The following is a 19,564-nucleotide window of genomic DNA, read 5'->3' as shown; positions in this document are numbered from 1 at the left end:
GAAGATTTTTTCTGCATCTCATTTATGTAACAATTTTCTATAATACATCGCACCATGAATTAAACACGTAAAGGGGTTATCGCTTTGGGCGGTGGCTCCTTTTACGTGTGTGGTATGTAGAGTCACATCATTCTGAATGATATTGGAAGGGTGTAATATACCTTGACGTTTTTTCCGTTTATCTTTGCCGGAGTCCATTTCTTCGGTATTAGTTTTGTTATACGTAGTGCCTCTCTATTAAGGCTGCTGTGAGCCTCTTGTATTACTTGAAAGTCAGAAACATCTCCGGTCTCGGATATTATAAATCTGGTACAGACTTCTCCCTCTATTTTATGTTTCATGGCATTGATGGGGTACTTCAAATTCATGGCTATAAACCTTTGTAATTCACTTTCTTTCTCTTTATATTGAGGGTGGATAGTCACTTCCTCCATTGTATATATCCTGTCTTCGGGGATTTCATCCGTATAATAGTTTATTTCCCGTTTTATCGTTATTATCTGCCCGTTACCGGCATATATACATTCTGTCCAGTTGTTTTTTTCATCGTACTTGTATGCATGTGTTTCTACTGTATAGGTAGTATCTGCCTGCTCTCCCGATACGATATGTGATGTGAATTTTTGTTTTATATCATTCTTGTCGTTATATTCCATGTGAGTATTTACCGCAATATGCTTATCTCCCTTATCGTAGCTGTAATATTTTTCTATCAACTGTTTGTTGTCGTCATATCTGTAATTTACAGTCATCGGTTTATCAATAAAAAACACTTCTTTTACCAATCCATCGGGATAGTAGGAGATATTTACGGATGTTTTATTGCCATATTGAAGAACCACACCATCCGTCCCATATTCAGCATCAGTCAGCCTGTTCTTCTTATAGTCATATTCATAATGAACGAGATTCAGATGGTTTAACTCTTGCTTCAGATTGCCATCCTTTGTGTATATATATTTTTTCTTTGTATTATCGACTATCATTCTTGCTATCTTCCCGTTGTCGTCGAATACAAATTTTGTTTCTTTCAGAGTCTCATCGCTCGAGATAACCTTTTCTGTAACGAACTCTACTTGATCTCTCAATCCCAATTTACCCCAATCTGTTTCTACATTGCAGATCAATCCTACTATTTCCGATAATGAGGGATCTTCTTTTAGTATGTCAATCTCTTGTAGGGGTTTGTAAGAGATATTACTTTGTCCAAAGCAGTTCAGAGAAACCAATAGAAGTAAGAATAATGTATTGATGTGTTTCATATTGGATTGTGGATTAAAAGAGGGTGTGCCAAAAATGGCACATCCCTGTTATTGTTTTTTTACCATTCCCGCTTAACACTAAGCGAGCCATCAGGATTTTTTGTTACTATATCATCTTGAGCCGATTTAGTCTCTTTTGGCTTATACTTCTCATAGTATTTGCTATAGTTTGGTATAATGACTTCGACCTTCTCTATTTCCATGTCTTTTACATAATCGTACATTCCGTCATGCCAGTCAGGATGCCTCCGGAAAGTTTTATATGTTTTGTCGCATACATCAATAGGAGTTTTCCAATGAATTAAAATCGTATTATCTTCTTTCTTTTCTTCATCCATTTTATCAATAATATTACGGTCATATAAATATATATATGCCAGTAAAATAACCACCTCTGGCTGAGCTGTTTCTTGTGTAATCTTTGATAGGTATCTGTAAGTCTTTTGATACTTCTTTTATTGTCTTTCCTTTATAGTAATCCGCCCGATCCATAAAGTTATAGATAATAAAAGCGGTAGTATCCTTATTAAATTCGGATAATGCTTTGTATGGCTGATTGCATTGGCTGTAACCCGCTATTGCCATAACAGCTAATATTAATATTATTATAATTCTTTTCATAATCAAAGAAGTATAAGCAGGGCTTTTCAACCCTGCCTAGTTATTATTTAGTAGATACTTCTCCTACAATATTATTTTTAAAGAAATTGTAATGTTCCTGTACCCATACGTCATCATCATATTTTCTTATTAACTTCAGAAGATCTGTATAATCCATTAATTCCGGCCAATATATATATATATATTGAGTTTTCATTTTAGGATTCTCTATCCTTTGTGCTGAATAGCTATTATCTACATATACATATATACCGCTATATTTATTTTTATATGTAGAAGGTATTGGTACATAAGACTTTGGAGTTAACTGTAAATCAGTTAATACTTGAGCTACCGTTTTTCCTTTATAGCAATCGGTCCGTTCTTTAAAGTTATAACGCAAAAATGCTGTTGTATCTTTAGCGAATGCACTAAAAGCTTTGTATGGCTTGTTGCATTGAGCAGATGCGCCTAATGTGAATAATATAAAAAATAGAATTAATATAATCTTTTTCATGATTCCGGACATATTTGTGGTTTATACTTTATGCTTTTTCCTGTACCTGTTGTGGTCGTTTTCTGTTCCTTAAAGTTATCATTTTTGTTTTTACGGTACGATATTTTAAGACCCATTTTGTAATGATCGGATACATAGGATAAGGCGTACGCCTGTGCTTCATTCTCTGAGTACCCTTCTTTCTCTAATTTTCTTTTTACATCTATATAGATTCTTTGATATTCTGAATCTTTTTTAAAATCCGATCCGTTGGCAAGTTCGGTTGTTTTTGCTACAAAGAAATCATTGTTAGTCGGCAACGCATTGTAAAATTTCTCCAGTGCTACCGGATCGTCCACATAGATCAGATATTCCGAGCCATCGGCAGCAAAGTTAATAGTTCCTTTGTAATCTCCACCCATCGCTTTGATTTCTTTATAAAATTTGGCGGTAGTAATAATATCACCACCCGACGATGCGGCGTTCAGTCCCTGATAGTGTGTATGAGCAGTATAGACAGTATAAGCACTATAAGTTATTTCCACAGAATTACTGCCTGCTGCTCCTTGTGCTATTTGCCCGCCGGTAATGCTGTATGTCCCAAAATTACTGTCGTAGCTGATACCTGCTCCATATTCTATTTTCTGACTGGTATTAGCATTGGTTCTCAACAAATTCATCTTGTCTTTTATATCTATATCGTTAAGCATATTACTCGTATTCTTCCCATTCAATCGGGATTTTTCGGTGCAATCGGTACGTTTTTCAGGTTCTTTGTCCAAAGTTGGAATACCCCCACCCCCGGGACCACTCATCGGATCATAGCCCGGATCGATAGGTCCACCACTATCTATTGCAGGAGGGGCATCCTTATTTTCTTCTACAAACAACCAGTAGTACTCACAGTGGTAATTCCAATATTGATTTCCACCCGCTGTGACTAGTGTCCAATAACAAGTCTCTACTTGTATAAAGCCTTTTGTTACTTTATCTGTACTCAGTGGTGTTCTCCCCACTATTCTACCCTCCTTATACTTCCATGCATTTACAAACGAGCCCTCGGGCGTGAGGAAATAGACATATCCATCCAGATCGGTTTCCCGTGTCAGGTATTTGTTTTCATGGATGGCAGCTCCCTTTCTGTACATATAATCCAGTTCGGGCATCACCAGCATGATGAACGAATAATTCAGTCCGGTTTCCTTGTTTCGCATTACCACCAGGCGGAGTATCTGCTCTATTTGTGTGTTTTCGTGCTGCTGTGCATATTCACCTACATCTTGGGTCATAAAGATCATTTTCATACCATCTCTCTGTTCCAGCGGCGACTCCACCACATACCAGTTACTGTCCGAGAACAGTTGCCCTGCATTCCAGTCGGGAACAAGGTTAAATTCTCCGTTTCCATCGTCATTTTTCAGATACGCCGTTGCACCTACATACTGTTCGTACAGCGATTGTGCCATAGCTACTGTCAGCGGCTCTACGGGCTGTTTGGTGTCTATATCGGGGCTGTCTTCCGACTGGCAGGCATAGAGGATGGCTCCGAGCAGTAAAGGCACTGCAAGCCATCTTTTCAGGTTTTGTATGTTCATGATTTCAAGAAGTCAATAAATTTTTAGATAATCTTGTTAACTATAAAGTAAACCTGTGCACCGGCTATCCTTTTGTCAAAGATACTTCAAGGATATCGTAAAAAGATAGGTCAAGGCGATGGAATATGACTTTTTTTGATGTGCTAAATGTTTAATATATTGACAGTAAGCGAATGGCACTCACCTGAGTGTTGTTGAGATATGATTTTTAAAGAAAGGAAAATGAAGGTAAAATTCCTTTTACATATTTATAACACCTGCTGTCCTCAGGCAAAATAGCATATCTGTTCTTTTTTTAGTAATTTTGTAGCCATTTTTTTAGAGAATTATGTCCGAAGAAAAAAATATTTTTATAAAGGGAGCGCGCGTCAATAATCTCAAGAATATAGACGTAGAAATACCTCGCAACAAGTTCGTGGTTATTACAGGTTTATCCGGATCGGGTAAGTCCTCACTTGCATTCGACACACTCTATGCCGAAGGGCAGCGGCGCTATGTAGAAAGCCTGTCGGCCTATGCCCGTCAGTTTCTCGGTCGTATGAACAAGCCCGAGAGTGACTTCATCAAGGGTATTCCGCCCGCTATCGCTATCGAACAGCGCGTAAGTTCGCGCAATCCGCGTTCCACTGTGGGTACATCTACTGAGGTGTACGAATACCTGCGACTATTGTTTGCCCGTATCGGAAAAACCATTTCGCCTGTCTCGGGGCAGGAAGTGAAAAAGCATCAGGTGAGCGACATTGTAGCCAAGATGCAGACCTATCCTGAAGATACCCGCCTTGCCATTTTTACAAAGATCATTTTGCGCGACAGCCGCACCCTGAATGAGCAACTCGAGATATTACAGAAAGAAGGCTTCTCGCGTGTAGAGCTGGACGGTAAAATAGAGCGCATTGACAATATACTTTCCTCAAAGGAAAAATATAAAGTCGACCAGATGCTTCTGCTTATCGACCGTCTTACCTGCGACAAGGATGCCGCGAATATAAGCCGTTTCTCGGAATCTATAGAAACAGCATTCTATGAAGGAGAAGGAGATTGTATCATCCGTTTCTATATAGAGGACAGGATAGAGTCGTTTGACTTTTCGCGTCACTTCGAAGCAGATGGGATAGAATTTCAGGAACCGACCGATCTCATGTTCAGTTTCAACAGCCCTGTCGGAGCTTGTCCTGTGTGTGAAGGTTTTGGGCGGGTAATGGGAATAGATGAAGACCTTGTAGTCCCTAACAAAAGCTTGTCTGTGTATGAAGATGCCGTTATGTGCTGGAGGGGAGACAAAATGAGCGAATGGAAGAACGAATTTATCCATGCTGCCGGTAAATACGATTTTCCGGTACATCGTCCTTACTTCGAACTGACGGATAAAGAACGTGACCTGCTCTGGCATGGTGCAAAAGGTCTGCATGGTATCGATGACTTCTTCGCAATGGTGAGCGAAAACCAATATAAGATACAATACAGGGTGATGCTTGCCCGCTACAGGGGAAAGACTACTTGTCCGTCCTGTAAAGGAGCGCGGCTCAAACCTCAAGCGCTGTATGTGAAAGTGGGTGGGCGTACTATTGCCGATCTGGTACTGATGCCGATAAGCGAACTGAGAGAATTCTTCACTTCGCTCAATCTGGATGAAACGGATGCCGCCATTGCAAAACGTCTGTTGACCGATATAAATGTACGGATACAATACCTGATGAATGTAGGGCTAGGCTATCTAACCTTGAACCGTCTTTCAAACTCCCTCTCGGGAGGGGAGAGCCAGCGTATCAACCTGGCAACCTCTCTGGGTAGTAGCCTTGTGGGTTCGCTCTACATACTCGATGAACCGAGTATTGGTTTGCATTCACGCGATACCGATCTGTTGATAAAAGTTTTGCAGGAGCTTAAAGGAATTGGTAATACCGTCGTTGTAGTAGAGCATGATGAGGAAATTATCCGTGCTGCCGACTATATCATCGATATGGGGCCTAAAGCCGGACGTCTGGGGGGGGAAGTCGTTTATCAGGGCGATGTTGCCGGATTGCGGAAACAGACAGAAAGCTATACTGTCCGCTATCTGAATGGTGAAGAGAAAATAGACGTGCCGAAAACCCGCCGCAAGTGGAACAACTATATAAAAGTAAAAGGGGCAAGACAGAACAATCTGAAAAACATCGATGTGAAGTTCCCACTGAATGTGATGACTGTAGTAACAGGTGTCAGCGGTTCGGGGAAATCATCTCTTGTCTGTGATGTGTTCTATACTGCCCTCGAACGCCATTATAAAGGAAAAGGCGAACAGGTGGTGCAGTATAACGGTCTTGAAGGCGATCTCAAGCTGATAAAGGAAATAGAGATGGTAGACCAGAACCCTATCGGCAGGTCGACCCGCTCCAATCCTGTGACATATATAAAAGCATACGACGAGATACGTAAATTGTTTGCCGACCAACCTCTGGCAAAACAGCTGCATTTTACACCCGCCTTTTTCTCTTTCAATGTAGAGGGTGGCCGCTGCGAAGAATGTACCGGAGAAGGTAAGATACTTGTAGAAATGCAGTTTATGGCCGATGTGTTGCTCGAATGCGAGGTGTGTAAAGGAAGGCGTTTCAAGCAGGATATACTCGATGTACAATACAAGGGTGCAAGCATATACGATGTGTTGGAAATGACGATCGATCAGGCTATCGAATTCTTTGAAGAGGGCAAGGGAACTGCCGAAAAGAAGATAGTGAAGAGGTTAAAACCGTTACAGGATGTAGGCTTGGGCTATGTCAAACTGGGACAGTCATCATCTTCGCTTTCGGGAGGTGAAAATCAGCGTGTGAAGCTGGCGTTCCATCTGGTAGAAGAAAAACCGGAGCCGACCTTGTTTATTTTCGATGAACCTACAACAGGGCTACACTTTCACGATATAAAAACATTGTTGAAAGCCTTTGATTCACTGATCAAGAGAGGGCATACAATCGTGATAATCGAACACAATATGGATGTGATCAAATGCGCCGATCATATCATAGACATAGGCCCCGAAGGAGGAAAAGAAGGTGGCTATATAGTTTGCGAAGGTACACCTGAGAAGATTGTGAAATGTGAGAAATCTTATACAGGTCATTTCCTGAAAGAAAAGTTATAAATCGTAACTTATTTATTTACTGCATAGTGACTAGTCTTAATTAAATCTGTAACGGTTGCTTAGTACTAGTAGTTTCATTTTAAAAACAAGTTTAGAATGCGGTTTGATCGAAACAAATAGGAAATTTGTTCGTTGTATTTATATTAAAAAGAGTAGATTGTATAAATAATAGGTTGTTGGTTGCCAATAAATTTTGTTACCTTTGTTTTAATAGTAGAGATGTCACTAAAAATCTGATACTTGTACTTGCTTCTGGATCTGAAGCAAGCGTGTGTATTATAAGAATTAATGGATAGTTTAAATTCGTCCAATTATAAGACGTTTTATGTTACCTATTATGATAGGTGCTTCTTGTTCGCTAAATCATATGTTCATAATGATTTGGTAGCAGAAGACATTGCATCCGAAACTCTGATTAAGTTATGGGAATTGTCTACAATAGAAGAAATTGAAAATCCATCCAGATTGTTATTCGTGATTTTGAAAAATAAGGCGCTGGATTACCTGAAACATGAAAAAATAAAACAAAGTGCACTCGAGTCTATGTCTACTTCTGCAGACCGCGAACTTGAAATCCGTATATCCACATTGGAAGCCAGCAATCCTGATAAGATTTTTGCCGACGATATCCAGAACATTCTCCGCGCCACCATAGCCACTCTGCCAGAGCAAACCCAGAAAATATTTGAAATGTCACGTTTCAAAGATGTGTCGAAAAAAGATATTGCAGATCATTTCGGAATTTCAGTTAAAGGTGTTGACTATCACATATCTAAAGCGCTATCGTCTCTGCGCGAAAACCTGAAAGATTATTTTCCTATTTTCCTTCTTTTATTTATTAACGATTTTTAACTACATCTTCACTAGTAGGTCGCGACGATCAATCGTATTATATAGACTAAGGGGAAACTAATTCCTTTGGTTATATATGAAAACTATGGATCACGAAATTCTTCAGCGATATATCGAAGGTAATTCTACTCAGCAGGAAAAAGAAGACGTAGCCAGATGGCTCGACGCCGATGACAAACATATGCAGGAATTCTTATTGCTGAGAAATGTATATGATGTATCCCTGTGGAGAGGTAAAGATACTTTTGCAAAGGTAAATGAAGAACATACCGAAGATAGCGGAAACAGCAATAATAAAAGAAGAATAAAACTGGTACGCGAGTTCCTTAAAATTGCTGCTGTCTTTCTCCTTGCTTTGGGTTGCTATCATATGTTCCTATCACCGAATATGCAGATTCAACCTAATTTTGCATTGCAGACTGTATACTCTCCCGAAGGACAACGGGCTGAAGTCGTATTATCCGATGGAACTAAAGTATGGTTGAATGCAAAATCAAGCCTGACTTTCCCGAATGAATTTTCTGAAACCGAACGCGTCGTCAAACTCGATGGTGAAGCCTATTTCGATGTTACACACGATGATGCGAAAAAGTTTATTGTAAAAACAAAAGAATATCAGATAAAAGTACATGGTACCGAATTCAATGTGAATGCGTACGGTGGCAGTGATGTTTTTGAAACTGCCCTGATAAAAGGGTCGGTAGAAGTGATTGCCAATGCTACGGACGAAAGCATAATGCTGTCGCCTAACAATAGGGTATATGCCGAAAACAATAAGCTCGTATTAGCTAATCTGGAATCACAGGATCAATTCTTGTGGAAAAAAGGTATTTTGTATTTCGAAAATCAGGATGTTAAAGACATTTTCGAAAAGCTAGAACTTTACTATGATGTGAAGATAGACGTAAGAAACAGGGAGATACTTTCTCATAAATACCAGTACACCGGAAAATTCTGGTCTAAAGATGGCATCGAACATGTGTTGAAGGTTCTCCAACTCCGGCATAACTTTAAATATACCAAAGATGATATGAATAATATAACCATTTACTAATACAATAATTAATCTAAATCTAATTGCCAATGGGAAAATCCGAAGAATAAAAAGACCGGAAAGTGGAGCGAACACTTTCCGGTGGAAGATCAATACATGACAAGATTGTAAAAATCACTTAGTATTAACTTCATTTACATTACAAATGTATGAAAATTAAATTAACCGAGAAAAACCGAATACTGTCTAATCCTCTATCAAAGAGTGTAAAAAAAACAGGAATTACTTCCTTTCTGCTATTTATATTCATTTGCGGCTTATTATTTTCTCCCGGAGCCTATGCACAGGGCTCAAGGGTAAACATAAGTGCTCAGAATACCAGCTTAAAGGATGTTATCAGCCAGATTGAAAAGCAAACGAACTACTTATTTGTTTATAACCAACAGGAAATAGATCTTACCCAGAGAACAACATTAAATCTGAAAGACAAATCCGTTAACGAGGTTTTAACAACTGTGTTTAACAAAACAAATATTTCCTATCACATCGAAGGAAATAACATTATGTTGATGGAACGCTCGAATACGGGGCCGGATAAAAAGAAAGTCACCGGAGTCATTATTGACGAAAATGGCGATCCACTTACCGGTGCAACTGTTGGCATAAGGGGTACCACAGGAGGTACTATGACCGATATCGACGGAAAATTTGAATTGAATGTAGCTAAAGGGGCTACACTCATAATTTCATTTATGGGTTACAATTCTGAAAGTATAGTCGTTTCAGACCTGAATAACTATGACGTGAAACTGACTCCGGTTTCCAGAGAGTTAGATGCTGTTGTGGTTACTGCACTGGGTATAAAACGCTCACAGAAAGCGCTGAGCTACAATGCACAGGAAGTGAATCAGGACGAACTGACACGCGTAAAAGACGCTAACTTTATCAATGCCCTTTCGGGAAAAGTAGCGGGGGTAACTATTAACGCCAGCTCTTCCGGAGTCGGAGGTGCCAGCAAAGTAGTTATGCGTGGTGTGAAAAGTATAGGACAATCGAACAATGCCATGTATGTGATAGATGGTATTCCGATGTTCAATACCGGAGCCGAAGGAAGTACCGAGAAAGGTTCTTCGGGTACAACCGAAGCTATTGCCGACCTCAATCCGGAAGACATAGAATCGTTGACAGTGCTGAACGGTGCTGCTGCTTCGGCCCTATATGGTAGTAATGCTGCTAACGGTGTTATCCTGATAACTACAAAAACAGGGAAAGCCGGAAAAACAAGCCTGACATTTACACAAAATACGGAATTCCTTAACCCGTTTGTTCTTCCTAAATTCCAAAACTCTTATGGAACTGGTACAGCCGGACTTAATGGAACAGGAACTGACCTGAGCTGGGGTTCGAAACTGAATGCCGCTAACTATATGGGTTACGATCCGCGTGACGACTATTTCAGAACAGGGGTTGTTACGACCGAAACACTGACTTTGTCTACAGGTAGCGAGCGTAACCAGACTTATGCTTCAGCTGCAGCTGTGAATTCAGAAGGAATTATCCATAACAATACTTACGACCGTTTGAATTTCTCGATACGTAATACAACATCTCTTCTGAAGGATAAGATGAAGATCGACGTAGGAGCAAGCTACATCAAACAGAAGGATAATAATATGACCAATCAGGGAGAGTACCAGAATCCGTTGGTTTCTGCTTATCTGTTCCCTAGAGGCGGTGACTGGAATGATGTGAAAATGTATGAAGAGTGGAACACTTCGCGCAAAATTTATGATCAGCGTTGGGACTATGGACTGAATACATTTACAGGACAAAACCCATATTGGATCAGTTACCGCAATCTTCGCAAGAATACAAAAGACCGTTATATGCTGAACGGAAGCCTGAGCTACGATGTATTAGATTGGTTGAATGTATCGGGACGTGTGCGTACCGACTTCTCACACAACAAATATACCGAAAAGCTGTATGCCGGTACTAATACTACACTGACTGAAGGTTCTACTACCGGTTACTATGCCGAAGTGTCTACAAGAGACAGGCAGACTTATGCCGATGTAATGGCTAATGTAAACAAGACTTTCAACGAAGAAGTAACATTGGTTGCCAATGTCGGAGGTTCTATCTCGGATATCATGCAGGATTACATGGACGTCAGAGGTCCGTTGATGGATGGTCTGTATGACGGTGCTGTGCCGAATGTTTTCAATATTATGCAGATTGACCGTAGTAAACTGAAACCATTTCAGGACAAGTATCAGGATCAGACACAGTCTGTTTTCGCAAGTGCCGAAATAGGATATAAAGGAGCTTACTATCTGACATTGACAGGACGTTTCGACTGGCCGTCGCAGTTGGCAGGAGCCCAGTCTACCAAGAGTGGATTCTTCTATCCATCAGTAGGAACATCATTTGTTCTGTCAGAGATATTCACTATGCCGAAACAAATAGAATATGCTAAACTGAGAGCTTCTTTTGCTTCTGTCGGTTTACCGTTCGAACGTCGTCTGGCACAGAGATATCACTCATGGAATGAAAGTGGTTTGGGTTATTATCCGAATTACGACCACTATCCGATAACTTACCTCGACCCACAGAAAACCGATTCATGGGAAATAGGGCTCACTACCCGTTTTCTGAAACACTTCAAGTTCGATATCGGTCTTTATCATGCTAAAACATACAATCAGGTATTTAATGCTAATCTTCCGGCGTCATCCGGTTACGATCACTATTATGTTCAGTCCGGTAGCGTACTCAACAAGGGTATTGAAATGTCGCTGGGATATGAAAATACATGGAGTGGCCTCACCTGGTCAAGCGTTTATACACTCAGTGCAAATAGCAATAAGATCAAAGAGTTGGCTAATAATTATGTAAATCCGGCTACGGGAGAATCGTATCCTGTTGACCGATTAACGCTTACAGCATTTGGTGATACTAAGTTTATCCTGAAAGAAGGTGGAACGTTGGGCGATCTTTATTCATTGACTGACCTGCAAAGAGATGGAAACGGAAACATCTATGTAGATGCTGCCGGAAATGTCACTAAAGTTACTGTAGCTGACAATCCTGTAAAACTTGGAAGCGTATTGCCTAAGGCTAATATGTCGTGGAGAAATGATTTCTCATGGAGAAACTTCAATCTCGGATTCATGGTATCTGCTCGTCTGGGAGGTATTGTCTATTCTGCGACTCAGGCTATCCTCGATAGCCAGGGCGTATCAGAAGCTTCAGAAACAGCCCGCGATAACGGAGGTATGGTTGTAAACGGATCAGATGTTGTCGATTCTCAGACATGGTATCAGACAGTGGGTTCCAGTTCCAATATAGCACAGTACTACACATACAGTGCAACTAATGTTCGCTTGCAGGAACTTTCTTTCGGTTACACTTTCCCTAAATCACAACTATGGGGTATAGGAGATCTTACTCTTTCACTGGTAGGGCGTAATCTGTGGATGATCTACAACAAAGCGCCATTCGATCCGGAATCTGTTGCTACAACAGGAAACAACTATCAGGGTATCGACTACTTCATGATGCCTAGCAACAGAAGTATGGGATTCAATGTTAAATTAAGATTCTAACTAATTTAATAATAGAACGACAATGAAAATATATAAATATATATCAATCGTATTATTAGCATTCACTGCTCTTTTCTTTACTCAGTGTACCGATGCTTATGATGATTATAACAAAACCGGAATAAACGACGAAGAAGGCGAAAGAGATGCGTATTTCCTGAGACAGCATATGACCAATATGCAGAACTGGATTATTCCTAGTAACGAGCATGCCAACCAGTTTACCGAACAACTGTTGGGCGGAACTTATGCAGGTTATTTTGCCGATGTAAATCCGGGTTTCAATAACAGAAACTTTTCTACTTATGCACCCGAAAGCGGCTGGATAGAAGCAACATTCAACAATGCAATGAAGAATGTAATGACTTCGTACAATACGATAATTACTATGACCGAAGACCCTGTGTTATTATCTGTGGCTTCGATCACAAAAGTGATGGCTATGTCGCGTATTACCGACATATATGGTCCTATCCCATACTCTAAAGTAGGAAAAGACGGTGCGTTAAATACGCCGTACGATTCGCAGCAGGATGTGTATAAGACGATGATAGGAGAACTCAATGATGCAATTGCTATACTGACAAGTAACCAGACCGGTAACTTCTCATCTAAAGCCGATCGTATTTATGCAGGAAGCACAGTGAACTGGATAAAACTGGCTAATTCGATAAAACTCCGTATGGCCATTCGTATGGCAAATGTTGATGCGACTTTGGCACGTACTACAGCCGAAGAAGTAATGTCACATGCCGTAGGGCCTATGGTATCTAACAGTGACAATGCCAATCTGATACTGATCTCTGGTCAGACAAATCCTTACTCTTTTGGTTTCAGCCTTTGGGGAAATGGAGGAGATACACACATAGGAGCTGATATCATATCTTATATGAACGGATACAGCGATCCGCGCAGACCTCGTTATTTTGCTGACGAAAGCGGTTTCGGCAAGGATGTATATATCGGTTTTCGTTCAGGTATCAATATCCCTGATCAGACGATAGGACAGAGATATACCAATATGAACGCTGATATCTACAACGGATCGACTATGCACCTGATGAATGCCGCAGAGGTTGCATTCCTTAGAGCAGAAGGCGCTTTACGGGGCTGGAATATGGGCGGTACGGCTAAAGACCTGTACGAATCAGGAATTACCCTTTCATTCGAACAATGGGGTGCAACAGGCGCACCGGCCTATATAGCAGATGCAGCGAGTATGCCTGAAAGATATGTTGACCCTCTGGGTTCATTCAGTTACACAGGCGCAGCTTCTACTATAAAAGTTGCATGGAGTAACTCTGCAACCTTTGAAGAAAATCTGGAGCGTATCATTACCCAGAAATGGATTGCGATTTATCCGAATGGTATAGAAGCATGGAGCGAGTTCCGTCGTACAGGTTATCCTGAGTTGATGCCTGTAATGCTAAACCGCAGTTCGGTAGTAAGTACAGCACGCATGGTGCGCAGACTCTCTTTCCCTCAGAGCGAATATACAGGTAACCTGAAAAATGTGCAGGATGCCGTTTCAAACTATCTGGGAGGACCCGACAATATGGCTACGGATCTTTGGTGGGCTAAGAAGAACTAATTTATTTACGATCTAATTATGGAAAATAATAATATGAATAAAATACTTATATTTCTATTGTCGCTTATAGCCGGAGGTTTATTACTTACCTCTTGTAGCGACTGGACCGAAGACGAAAGTGTGGATATTAAGCAACCGGAAAAACCGGCCTATGGTAAATATCTGGAGAACCTGCGAGAGTATAAAAAAACAGATCATGTTCTGGTATATGCTTGGGTTGATAACAGTGAAAAGAAACCTTACAGCAGGGCGCATCACATCACAGATCTTCCCGATAGTGTAGACATAATTGGGCTGATGCATCCGGACGAACTCGTCAATTGGGAGTTGGAAGATATAAGCAAAGTGCGTAACGATAAAGGAACAAGGGTTATTTACACAATAGACTTTGAGGCAATCAAAGCCGCATATAACGCCAAACTTGAATTGGCCACAGAAGAAGAACCGATTGCATTGGAATTTCTAGATTTTCTGACCGATTCTCTGGAGTACTCACTTAGCCTGGTGAACAAATATAATTACGATGGTATTTGTATAGGTTATGCTGGAAAATCACGGCTCCATATGCGTCCTAATGAATTGAAACAATATATCGAGAACGAGACTGCTTTTATCAATATTATGAGGGACTGGAAAAGACGTAATCCGGGGAAAATGACAATATACGAAGGAAAACCTCAAAATCTGATAGATACTTCATTACTCGATGATTGTTTGTCCATCCTTATTTCAGGAAAAACTGCAACAGCAAAGGACGAACTGACTTATACTTTATTTCTTGCAAACATAGATAATATTGCAAAAGATCGTTTCGGAATGGTGGTGATGGCTATTGACCTGAATGATCCGAACAAGAGTACTGGATATTTTTCCAACGGAACAGTGACAATGGAAGGACTCGCCGACTGGGCATCAGTTGCGCACGATGGGATAAAAGTAAAGGCTGTAGGTGTTTACAATGCCTCTACCGACTACCATACTACTGTAAAGGATTATTATTACCTGAGAAAAATTATTTCGAGTGTTAATCCATCCATAAAATAAAAGAAGAAATAATTATGAAAAGCAAAATCAATAATTTAGTACTTTCATTTTTTGTAGCGCTCATAGCTTGTGGTGCATTGACGTCTTGCGGAGAAGATGCAGAGAATTATGACAACAAAGCTTTCACTACCTCGGAGAAAGTCAGTTCTATACTGCTAATGGGAACTAATGACACAGAGAGCAGAACCATTCAGACTTCTATTGCTAAACTCGAAGGATCTGATGTTGTAGTGACATATAAAGTGGACGAATCTTTAGTAAGCCAATACAATATGGCATATGCAGATAATGCCATTATCCTTCCCAGCGAATATTATGAGCTTACGGTGGCAGTATCTACCATTGCTGTAGGTACAGTGAAAGGGAATGATGTGGAAATAAGCTTCAAAAACCTCTCTGGTTTAGACCGCGACTTGGTTTATGTATTGCCGATAACTGTGGCCAACTCAAATATTGAATTTCTGAATAGTACCCGTAGTACTTATTTCGTAATAAGAGGTGCTGCCCTGATTAATACAGTAGCCGATATTACGACGAATTATCTTTCACTACAGAGTCCGGGAACTTCTTCCCTGAAAAATATGGGAGAGGTATCTATAGAAGCATTGTTATATATAGACAAGTTCGGTAAACTTATCAGTACGGTAATGGGTATTGAAGGAAATTTCCTGTTCCGTATTGGCGATGCAGGGCTTCCTGACAATCAGTTGCAATTAGCTACATCCAATGGAAACGTCACCGATGCAGCCTGGCAGTTGCCGACCGGCGTATGGGTACATCTGGCCGCCACTTACAATTCGGCTGATGGTGCAGTGAATGTTTATTTCAATGGTATCAAAAAAGGAGATACCAAGACGACTAGCTACCGGAACAATGTGAACTGGGCTACATCAAGTTTCTATGTCGGCAAATCGTACGATGACAATCGTTATCTATCAGGATCTATATCCGAGTGCAGGGTGTGGAATCGTGTGCTTACACAAGATGAAATTCAAGGAAAAGATCATTTTTATGTAGTGGCACCTGACAGTCCGGGCTTAGTAGCATATTGGAAGTTCAACGAAGGAGGCGGACAGATAATAGCCGACCATACAGGTAATGAAAATACCATAGTTGCAAACAAGACAATTACGTGGAATCCAGTCTCATTACCTAATTAATAGTTTTATAACTTTTAAAGAAAGAAATTATGAAATATTTAAAAATTAAATATTGGATTGCAGCATTTATACTGGTAGGCGGTTTACTTACAGCGTGTTCCGAAGACATTGCAGTAGGGACTCTTGATGAAAATAGATACTCTACAGGAGACGGTTCTGTAATGGGCTACATTAGCGATAACAACGGAAAGCGGATGTTCTCGAACGTGGAATTTCGCGATGCGGGCGATATGCACCTGCAACTGAAGACGACAGCAAAGCTTGTTTCGGGAGCCACAGTAGCCGTAAGCTATGACGAAACGGTTCTTACTGAATACAATAATACTCACGGGACTGCCTACGAAGCTTTTCCTCAGCAAAAAATTACATTAGCCGATGGTGGAATCATTAACCTGAGTACAGGTTCGACGCAATCGGTAGGGATGAAGGTATCATATACTTCCGATGGTAATCTTTCTGCTGACAAGAGCTATGTTATTCCTTTACGGATGAAAGTAACTTCGGGAGATTTTAAATTGGCGGAAACCGATCAAACCCGTTTGATATTCGTAAAAGACCTGACCGGAATCCCCGACTGTACCAAATACATAGATGGCACTCCGGGTGTTAAAGTATTCAGTTGTATGGAGGTTAATGATACCAATCCGTTAAATAATCTTAGCTTTACGTTAGCCAGCAATGGTAAACCGTTAGTGGATGCATTGATTATTTTTTCTGCGAACATCAACTATAACGAAGAAACCGGGCGGGTATATATCTTCAATAACGAAAATGTAAAAGCTATTCTTGATAACCGTGAGAAATACCTGAAACCGTTACAGGAAAGGGGTATAAAAATCATACTGGGACTTCTGGGGAACCATGACCGATCGGGAGTAGCAAATATGAGTAAAGAAACAGCTCAGGAGTTTGCCAAAGAAGTAAAGGCAATGTGTGATGCTTACCAATTGGATGGAATCTTTGTAGATGATGAATATTCAACCTATGAGTATAGTAATTTTACTCCCGGATTTGTATATCCGGGTAAGGAGCCGGCAGCGCGCCTCTGCTATGAAGTGAAGAAAATACAGCCAGAACGATGGGTGGTTGCTTATGCTTATAGTACGACATACGGCCTGCCTGCTATTGATGGTATGAATTCCGGTGAATTTGTAGACTACGCATTACATGATTATGGTGGTTCTGCGGATCTATCCTCTTACTTTCCCGGAATGCCTAAATCGAACATGGGCTTGTATTCACAAGAGTTTTCGCAAGGTCGTACAGCAAGCGAAAGCAACTTGAAAAGAATGCGTGACAACGGGTTTTTGTCGCATATGATCTTTGCTATGGATCCTAACCGTACCAACTTTACATCATCGCAGTTACCTGCAATGCAAAGAATGGCCAGAGCATTCTATGACGACGAACTGGTATTTGATGGTATTAAATATCCTAAAGATTGGAAATAAGAAAGCGTACTAATCATTCAAATGTAAAAATGAATTATGAAAACCATAAATAAAGTAATACAGATATTGGCCATAGCCATGTTGTTGCTGTTGCCCATTGGGTTTACCGGATGTAGCAGCGATGATGATGAAACAATAAATCCCGGTGGCGAAACCGAAGTTCCGGCATTTATACTTGGGCAGGAATCTATCAAAGTGAAAATAGGCGTTGAAAATAAAATGTCTGTGGATATAAAAGAAGGAGGAGGAGAATACGATGCCTTTATTCTGGATACAAATATAGCTAAAGTTGAAATGGTAGATGGAGTGGTGAAAGTAGAAGGACTTGCAAATGGGCAGACCTCATTGATTGTTTCCGATAAATATAGCCGCTATCGTAAAGTACCGGTTAGTGTGTACACTACCGACAAACTCCAGCTAAGCCATGAAACATTCGACTTGATAACTGTACTGGGTAATTCCAAGACGCTGACAGCAGATGTAGTGTTAGGTAACGGCGGGTATGAGGCTACATCGAATAACCCTGCCGTAACAGCCAGTGTGAATGAAGAAGGGGTTATCAGTATGACTGCCGTTTCCAAGAAGGCAGAATTTACGGCTATAGTTACAGTAACAGACTGTACCGGGCTGTCGGAGGATATCGCAGTTACAGTAAAGGCGTCTATGGATCCTTTTACGGATGCAGAGTTAGAAGCTATCATGCTTGATAATACCCGGCGTTATTATTATAATGGTTCTAAAACGGATTCCTCATATTACACATATCTGAATGAAGTAACTAGCCAAGGTAAGCAAAGGTATGGCTGGGATTACTGGTCATATTATTGGTATAAACTGGAATTCAAAGGTGGTAAGAATGTAGGAGTTAAAGAAGAGGCCGTATTTGATTATTACTATTATAGTGCAGGTTCTATTAATACTCCCGTCACAATGGAAATCATCAAAAATGATGGTGTCAATATTTGGGGAATATTCTCATATGTGAATGACGCACAGGAGAAATTATATACAGGATACTTCTGTTCACCTATATAGAAGATAATCTTAAAGTGTTATAAACAACTAACAGCCGCACGGCCAAGAAGAATAGATAATCTTTGTTTGTCCGTGCGGTTTCCTTTAGACGATAAAATGAACTGATCAATCCATGAAATAGTTTTGTGGCCTGTTAGGTTTGTGCCTTAATCAATTTGAAAAAGAAACAGACAAATTGCTATAAAAGTTTCTTTGTATTGTACACAAGGAGTTCGATAAGTGCCTCCTTTTATATAAAAGTGCCTTATGAAAAAATATTTATTATTTATTACAACCTCGTTACTTTCTCTTACAACCATAGCGGCTCAGGAGAATAATTATGTAGACTATGTCACGCCCTTAGTTGGTACACAGAGTAAGCATTCCTTATCTACAGGTAATACCTATCCCGCCATTGCCCGTCCCTGGGGCATGAATTTCTGGACACCACAGACCGGAAAGATGGGTGACGGATGGACATATACCTATGATGCCGATAAGATCAGGGGGCTCAAACAAACCCATCAGCCAAGTCCTTGGATCAACGATTATGGTCAATTCTCCATTATGCCCGTTACAGGCAAACCCATCTTCGATGAAGAAGAAAGAGCCAGTTGGTTTTCACACAAGTCCGAACAGGCAAAACCATATTACTATTCAGTCTATCTGGCCGACCATGATGTTATAGCCGAACTGGCACCCACTTCCCGTGCTGCCATGTTTCGCTTTACATTTCCGCAGAATGATAATTCATACGTCGTTATAGACGCCTTCGACAAAGG

The 19,564-nt window shown here is 40.5% G+C and carries 14 protein-coding genes and 1 pseudogene; 10 read left to right on the top strand and 5 right to left on the bottom strand.

Translation table 11 applies throughout. The annotated features are described in order from the left end of the window. Positions 1–122: 122 nt before the first annotated feature. Genes M2448_RS00075 through M2448_RS00055 form a run of 5 tightly spaced genes read right to left on the bottom strand, consistent with a single transcriptional unit; the run spans position 123 to position 3,953 of the window. Positions 123–1,262 (bottom strand): energy transducer TonB, encoded by a 1,140-nt coding sequence (locus tag M2448_RS00075; RefSeq protein ID WP_280644197.1) that lies wholly within the window; start codon positions 1,260–1,262, stop codon positions 123–125. A gap of 59 nt (positions 1,263–1,321) precedes the next feature. Continuing rightward, positions 1,322–1,600: a hypothetical protein gene (locus tag M2448_RS00070; protein WP_280644196.1), complete on the bottom strand. Its 279-nt coding sequence runs from the start codon at positions 1,598–1,600 to the stop codon at positions 1,322–1,324. A gap of 19 nt (positions 1,601–1,619) precedes the next feature. Next, positions 1,620–1,883, bottom strand: coding sequence for a hypothetical protein (locus M2448_RS00065; RefSeq protein WP_280644195.1), 264 nt, complete (start codon positions 1,881–1,883; stop codon positions 1,620–1,622). Between the two features lie 43 nt (positions 1,884–1,926). Further along, positions 1,927–2,379, bottom strand: coding sequence for a hypothetical protein (locus tag M2448_RS00060; protein WP_280644194.1), 453 nt, complete (start codon positions 2,377–2,379; stop codon positions 1,927–1,929). Beyond that, positions 2,376–3,953, bottom strand: a complete 1,578-nt coding sequence (locus tag M2448_RS00055) for a hypothetical protein (RefSeq protein ID WP_280644193.1) — start codon at positions 3,951–3,953, stop codon at positions 2,376–2,378. The genes M2448_RS00060 and M2448_RS00055 overlap by 4 nt, the downstream gene beginning before the upstream one ends. Before the next feature lie 328 nt (positions 3,954–4,281). Between M2448_RS00055 and uvrA the strand changes: the two genes are divergently transcribed. The 10 genes and pseudogenes from uvrA to M2448_RS00005 all read left to right on the top strand — a co-directional run. Next, positions 4,282–7,068, top strand: coding sequence for an excinuclease ABC subunit UvrA (gene uvrA / locus M2448_RS00050; protein ID WP_280644192.1), 2,787 nt, complete (start codon positions 4,282–4,284; stop codon positions 7,066–7,068). 288 nt (positions 7,069–7,356) lie between these two features. Beyond that, positions 7,357–7,920: an RNA polymerase sigma-70 factor gene (locus M2448_RS00045; protein WP_280644191.1), complete on the top strand. Its 564-nt coding sequence runs from the start codon at positions 7,357–7,359 to the stop codon at positions 7,918–7,920. 85 nt (positions 7,921–8,005) lie between these two features. Next, positions 8,006–8,974 carry a FecR family protein gene (locus M2448_RS00040; RefSeq protein ID WP_280644190.1) on the top strand — a complete coding sequence of 323 codons (969 nt, stop codon included), beginning with the start codon at positions 8,006–8,008 and terminating at the stop codon, positions 8,972–8,974. A 149-nt stretch (positions 8,975–9,123) separates the two neighbouring features. Then, positions 9,124–12,522, top strand: a complete 3,399-nt coding sequence (locus tag M2448_RS00035; protein ID WP_280644189.1) for a SusC/RagA family TonB-linked outer membrane protein — start codon at positions 9,124–9,126, stop codon at positions 12,520–12,522. Positions 12,523–12,544: 22 nt separating this feature from the next. Continuing rightward, positions 12,545–14,113 carry a RagB/SusD family nutrient uptake outer membrane protein gene (locus tag M2448_RS00030; RefSeq protein ID WP_280644188.1) on the top strand — a complete coding sequence of 523 codons (1,569 nt, stop codon included), beginning with the start codon at positions 12,545–12,547 and terminating at the stop codon, positions 14,111–14,113. A gap of 18 nt (positions 14,114–14,131) precedes the next feature. Continuing rightward, the gene (locus tag M2448_RS00025; RefSeq protein ID WP_280644187.1) at positions 14,132–15,157 is read left to right on the top strand and encodes a glycoside hydrolase family 18; all 1,026 of its coding nucleotides are present in this window, start codon (positions 14,132–14,134) and stop codon (positions 15,155–15,157) included. Positions 15,158–15,171: 14 nt separating this feature from the next. Continuing rightward, complete coding sequence (locus M2448_RS00020) at positions 15,172–16,317, top strand: DUF1735 and LamG domain-containing protein (RefSeq protein WP_280644186.1); 1,146 nt, start codon at positions 15,172–15,174, stop codon at positions 16,315–16,317. A 29-nt stretch (positions 16,318–16,346) separates the two neighbouring features. Beyond that, the gene (locus M2448_RS00015; RefSeq protein WP_280644185.1) at positions 16,347–17,768 is read left to right on the top strand and encodes a DUF1735 domain-containing protein; all 1,422 of its coding nucleotides are present in this window, start codon (positions 16,347–16,349) and stop codon (positions 17,766–17,768) included. A 36-nt stretch (positions 17,769–17,804) separates the two neighbouring features. Continuing rightward, positions 17,805–18,803 (top strand): hypothetical protein, encoded by a 999-nt coding sequence (locus M2448_RS00010; RefSeq protein WP_280644184.1) that lies wholly within the window; start codon positions 17,805–17,807, stop codon positions 18,801–18,803. Positions 18,804–19,049: 246 nt separating this feature from the next. Continuing rightward, positions 19,050–19,564: pseudogene (locus tag M2448_RS00005) on the top strand (glycoside hydrolase family 92 protein); the annotation flags it as partial.

This window comes from Dysgonomonas sp. PF1-14 (assembly GCF_029892965.1).
Classification (GTDB): Bacteria; Bacteroidota; Bacteroidia; order Bacteroidales; family Dysgonomonadaceae; genus Dysgonomonas.
Note: the sequence above shows the minus strand (reverse complement) of the source record. Positions and strands in the feature narration are given on the sequence as shown.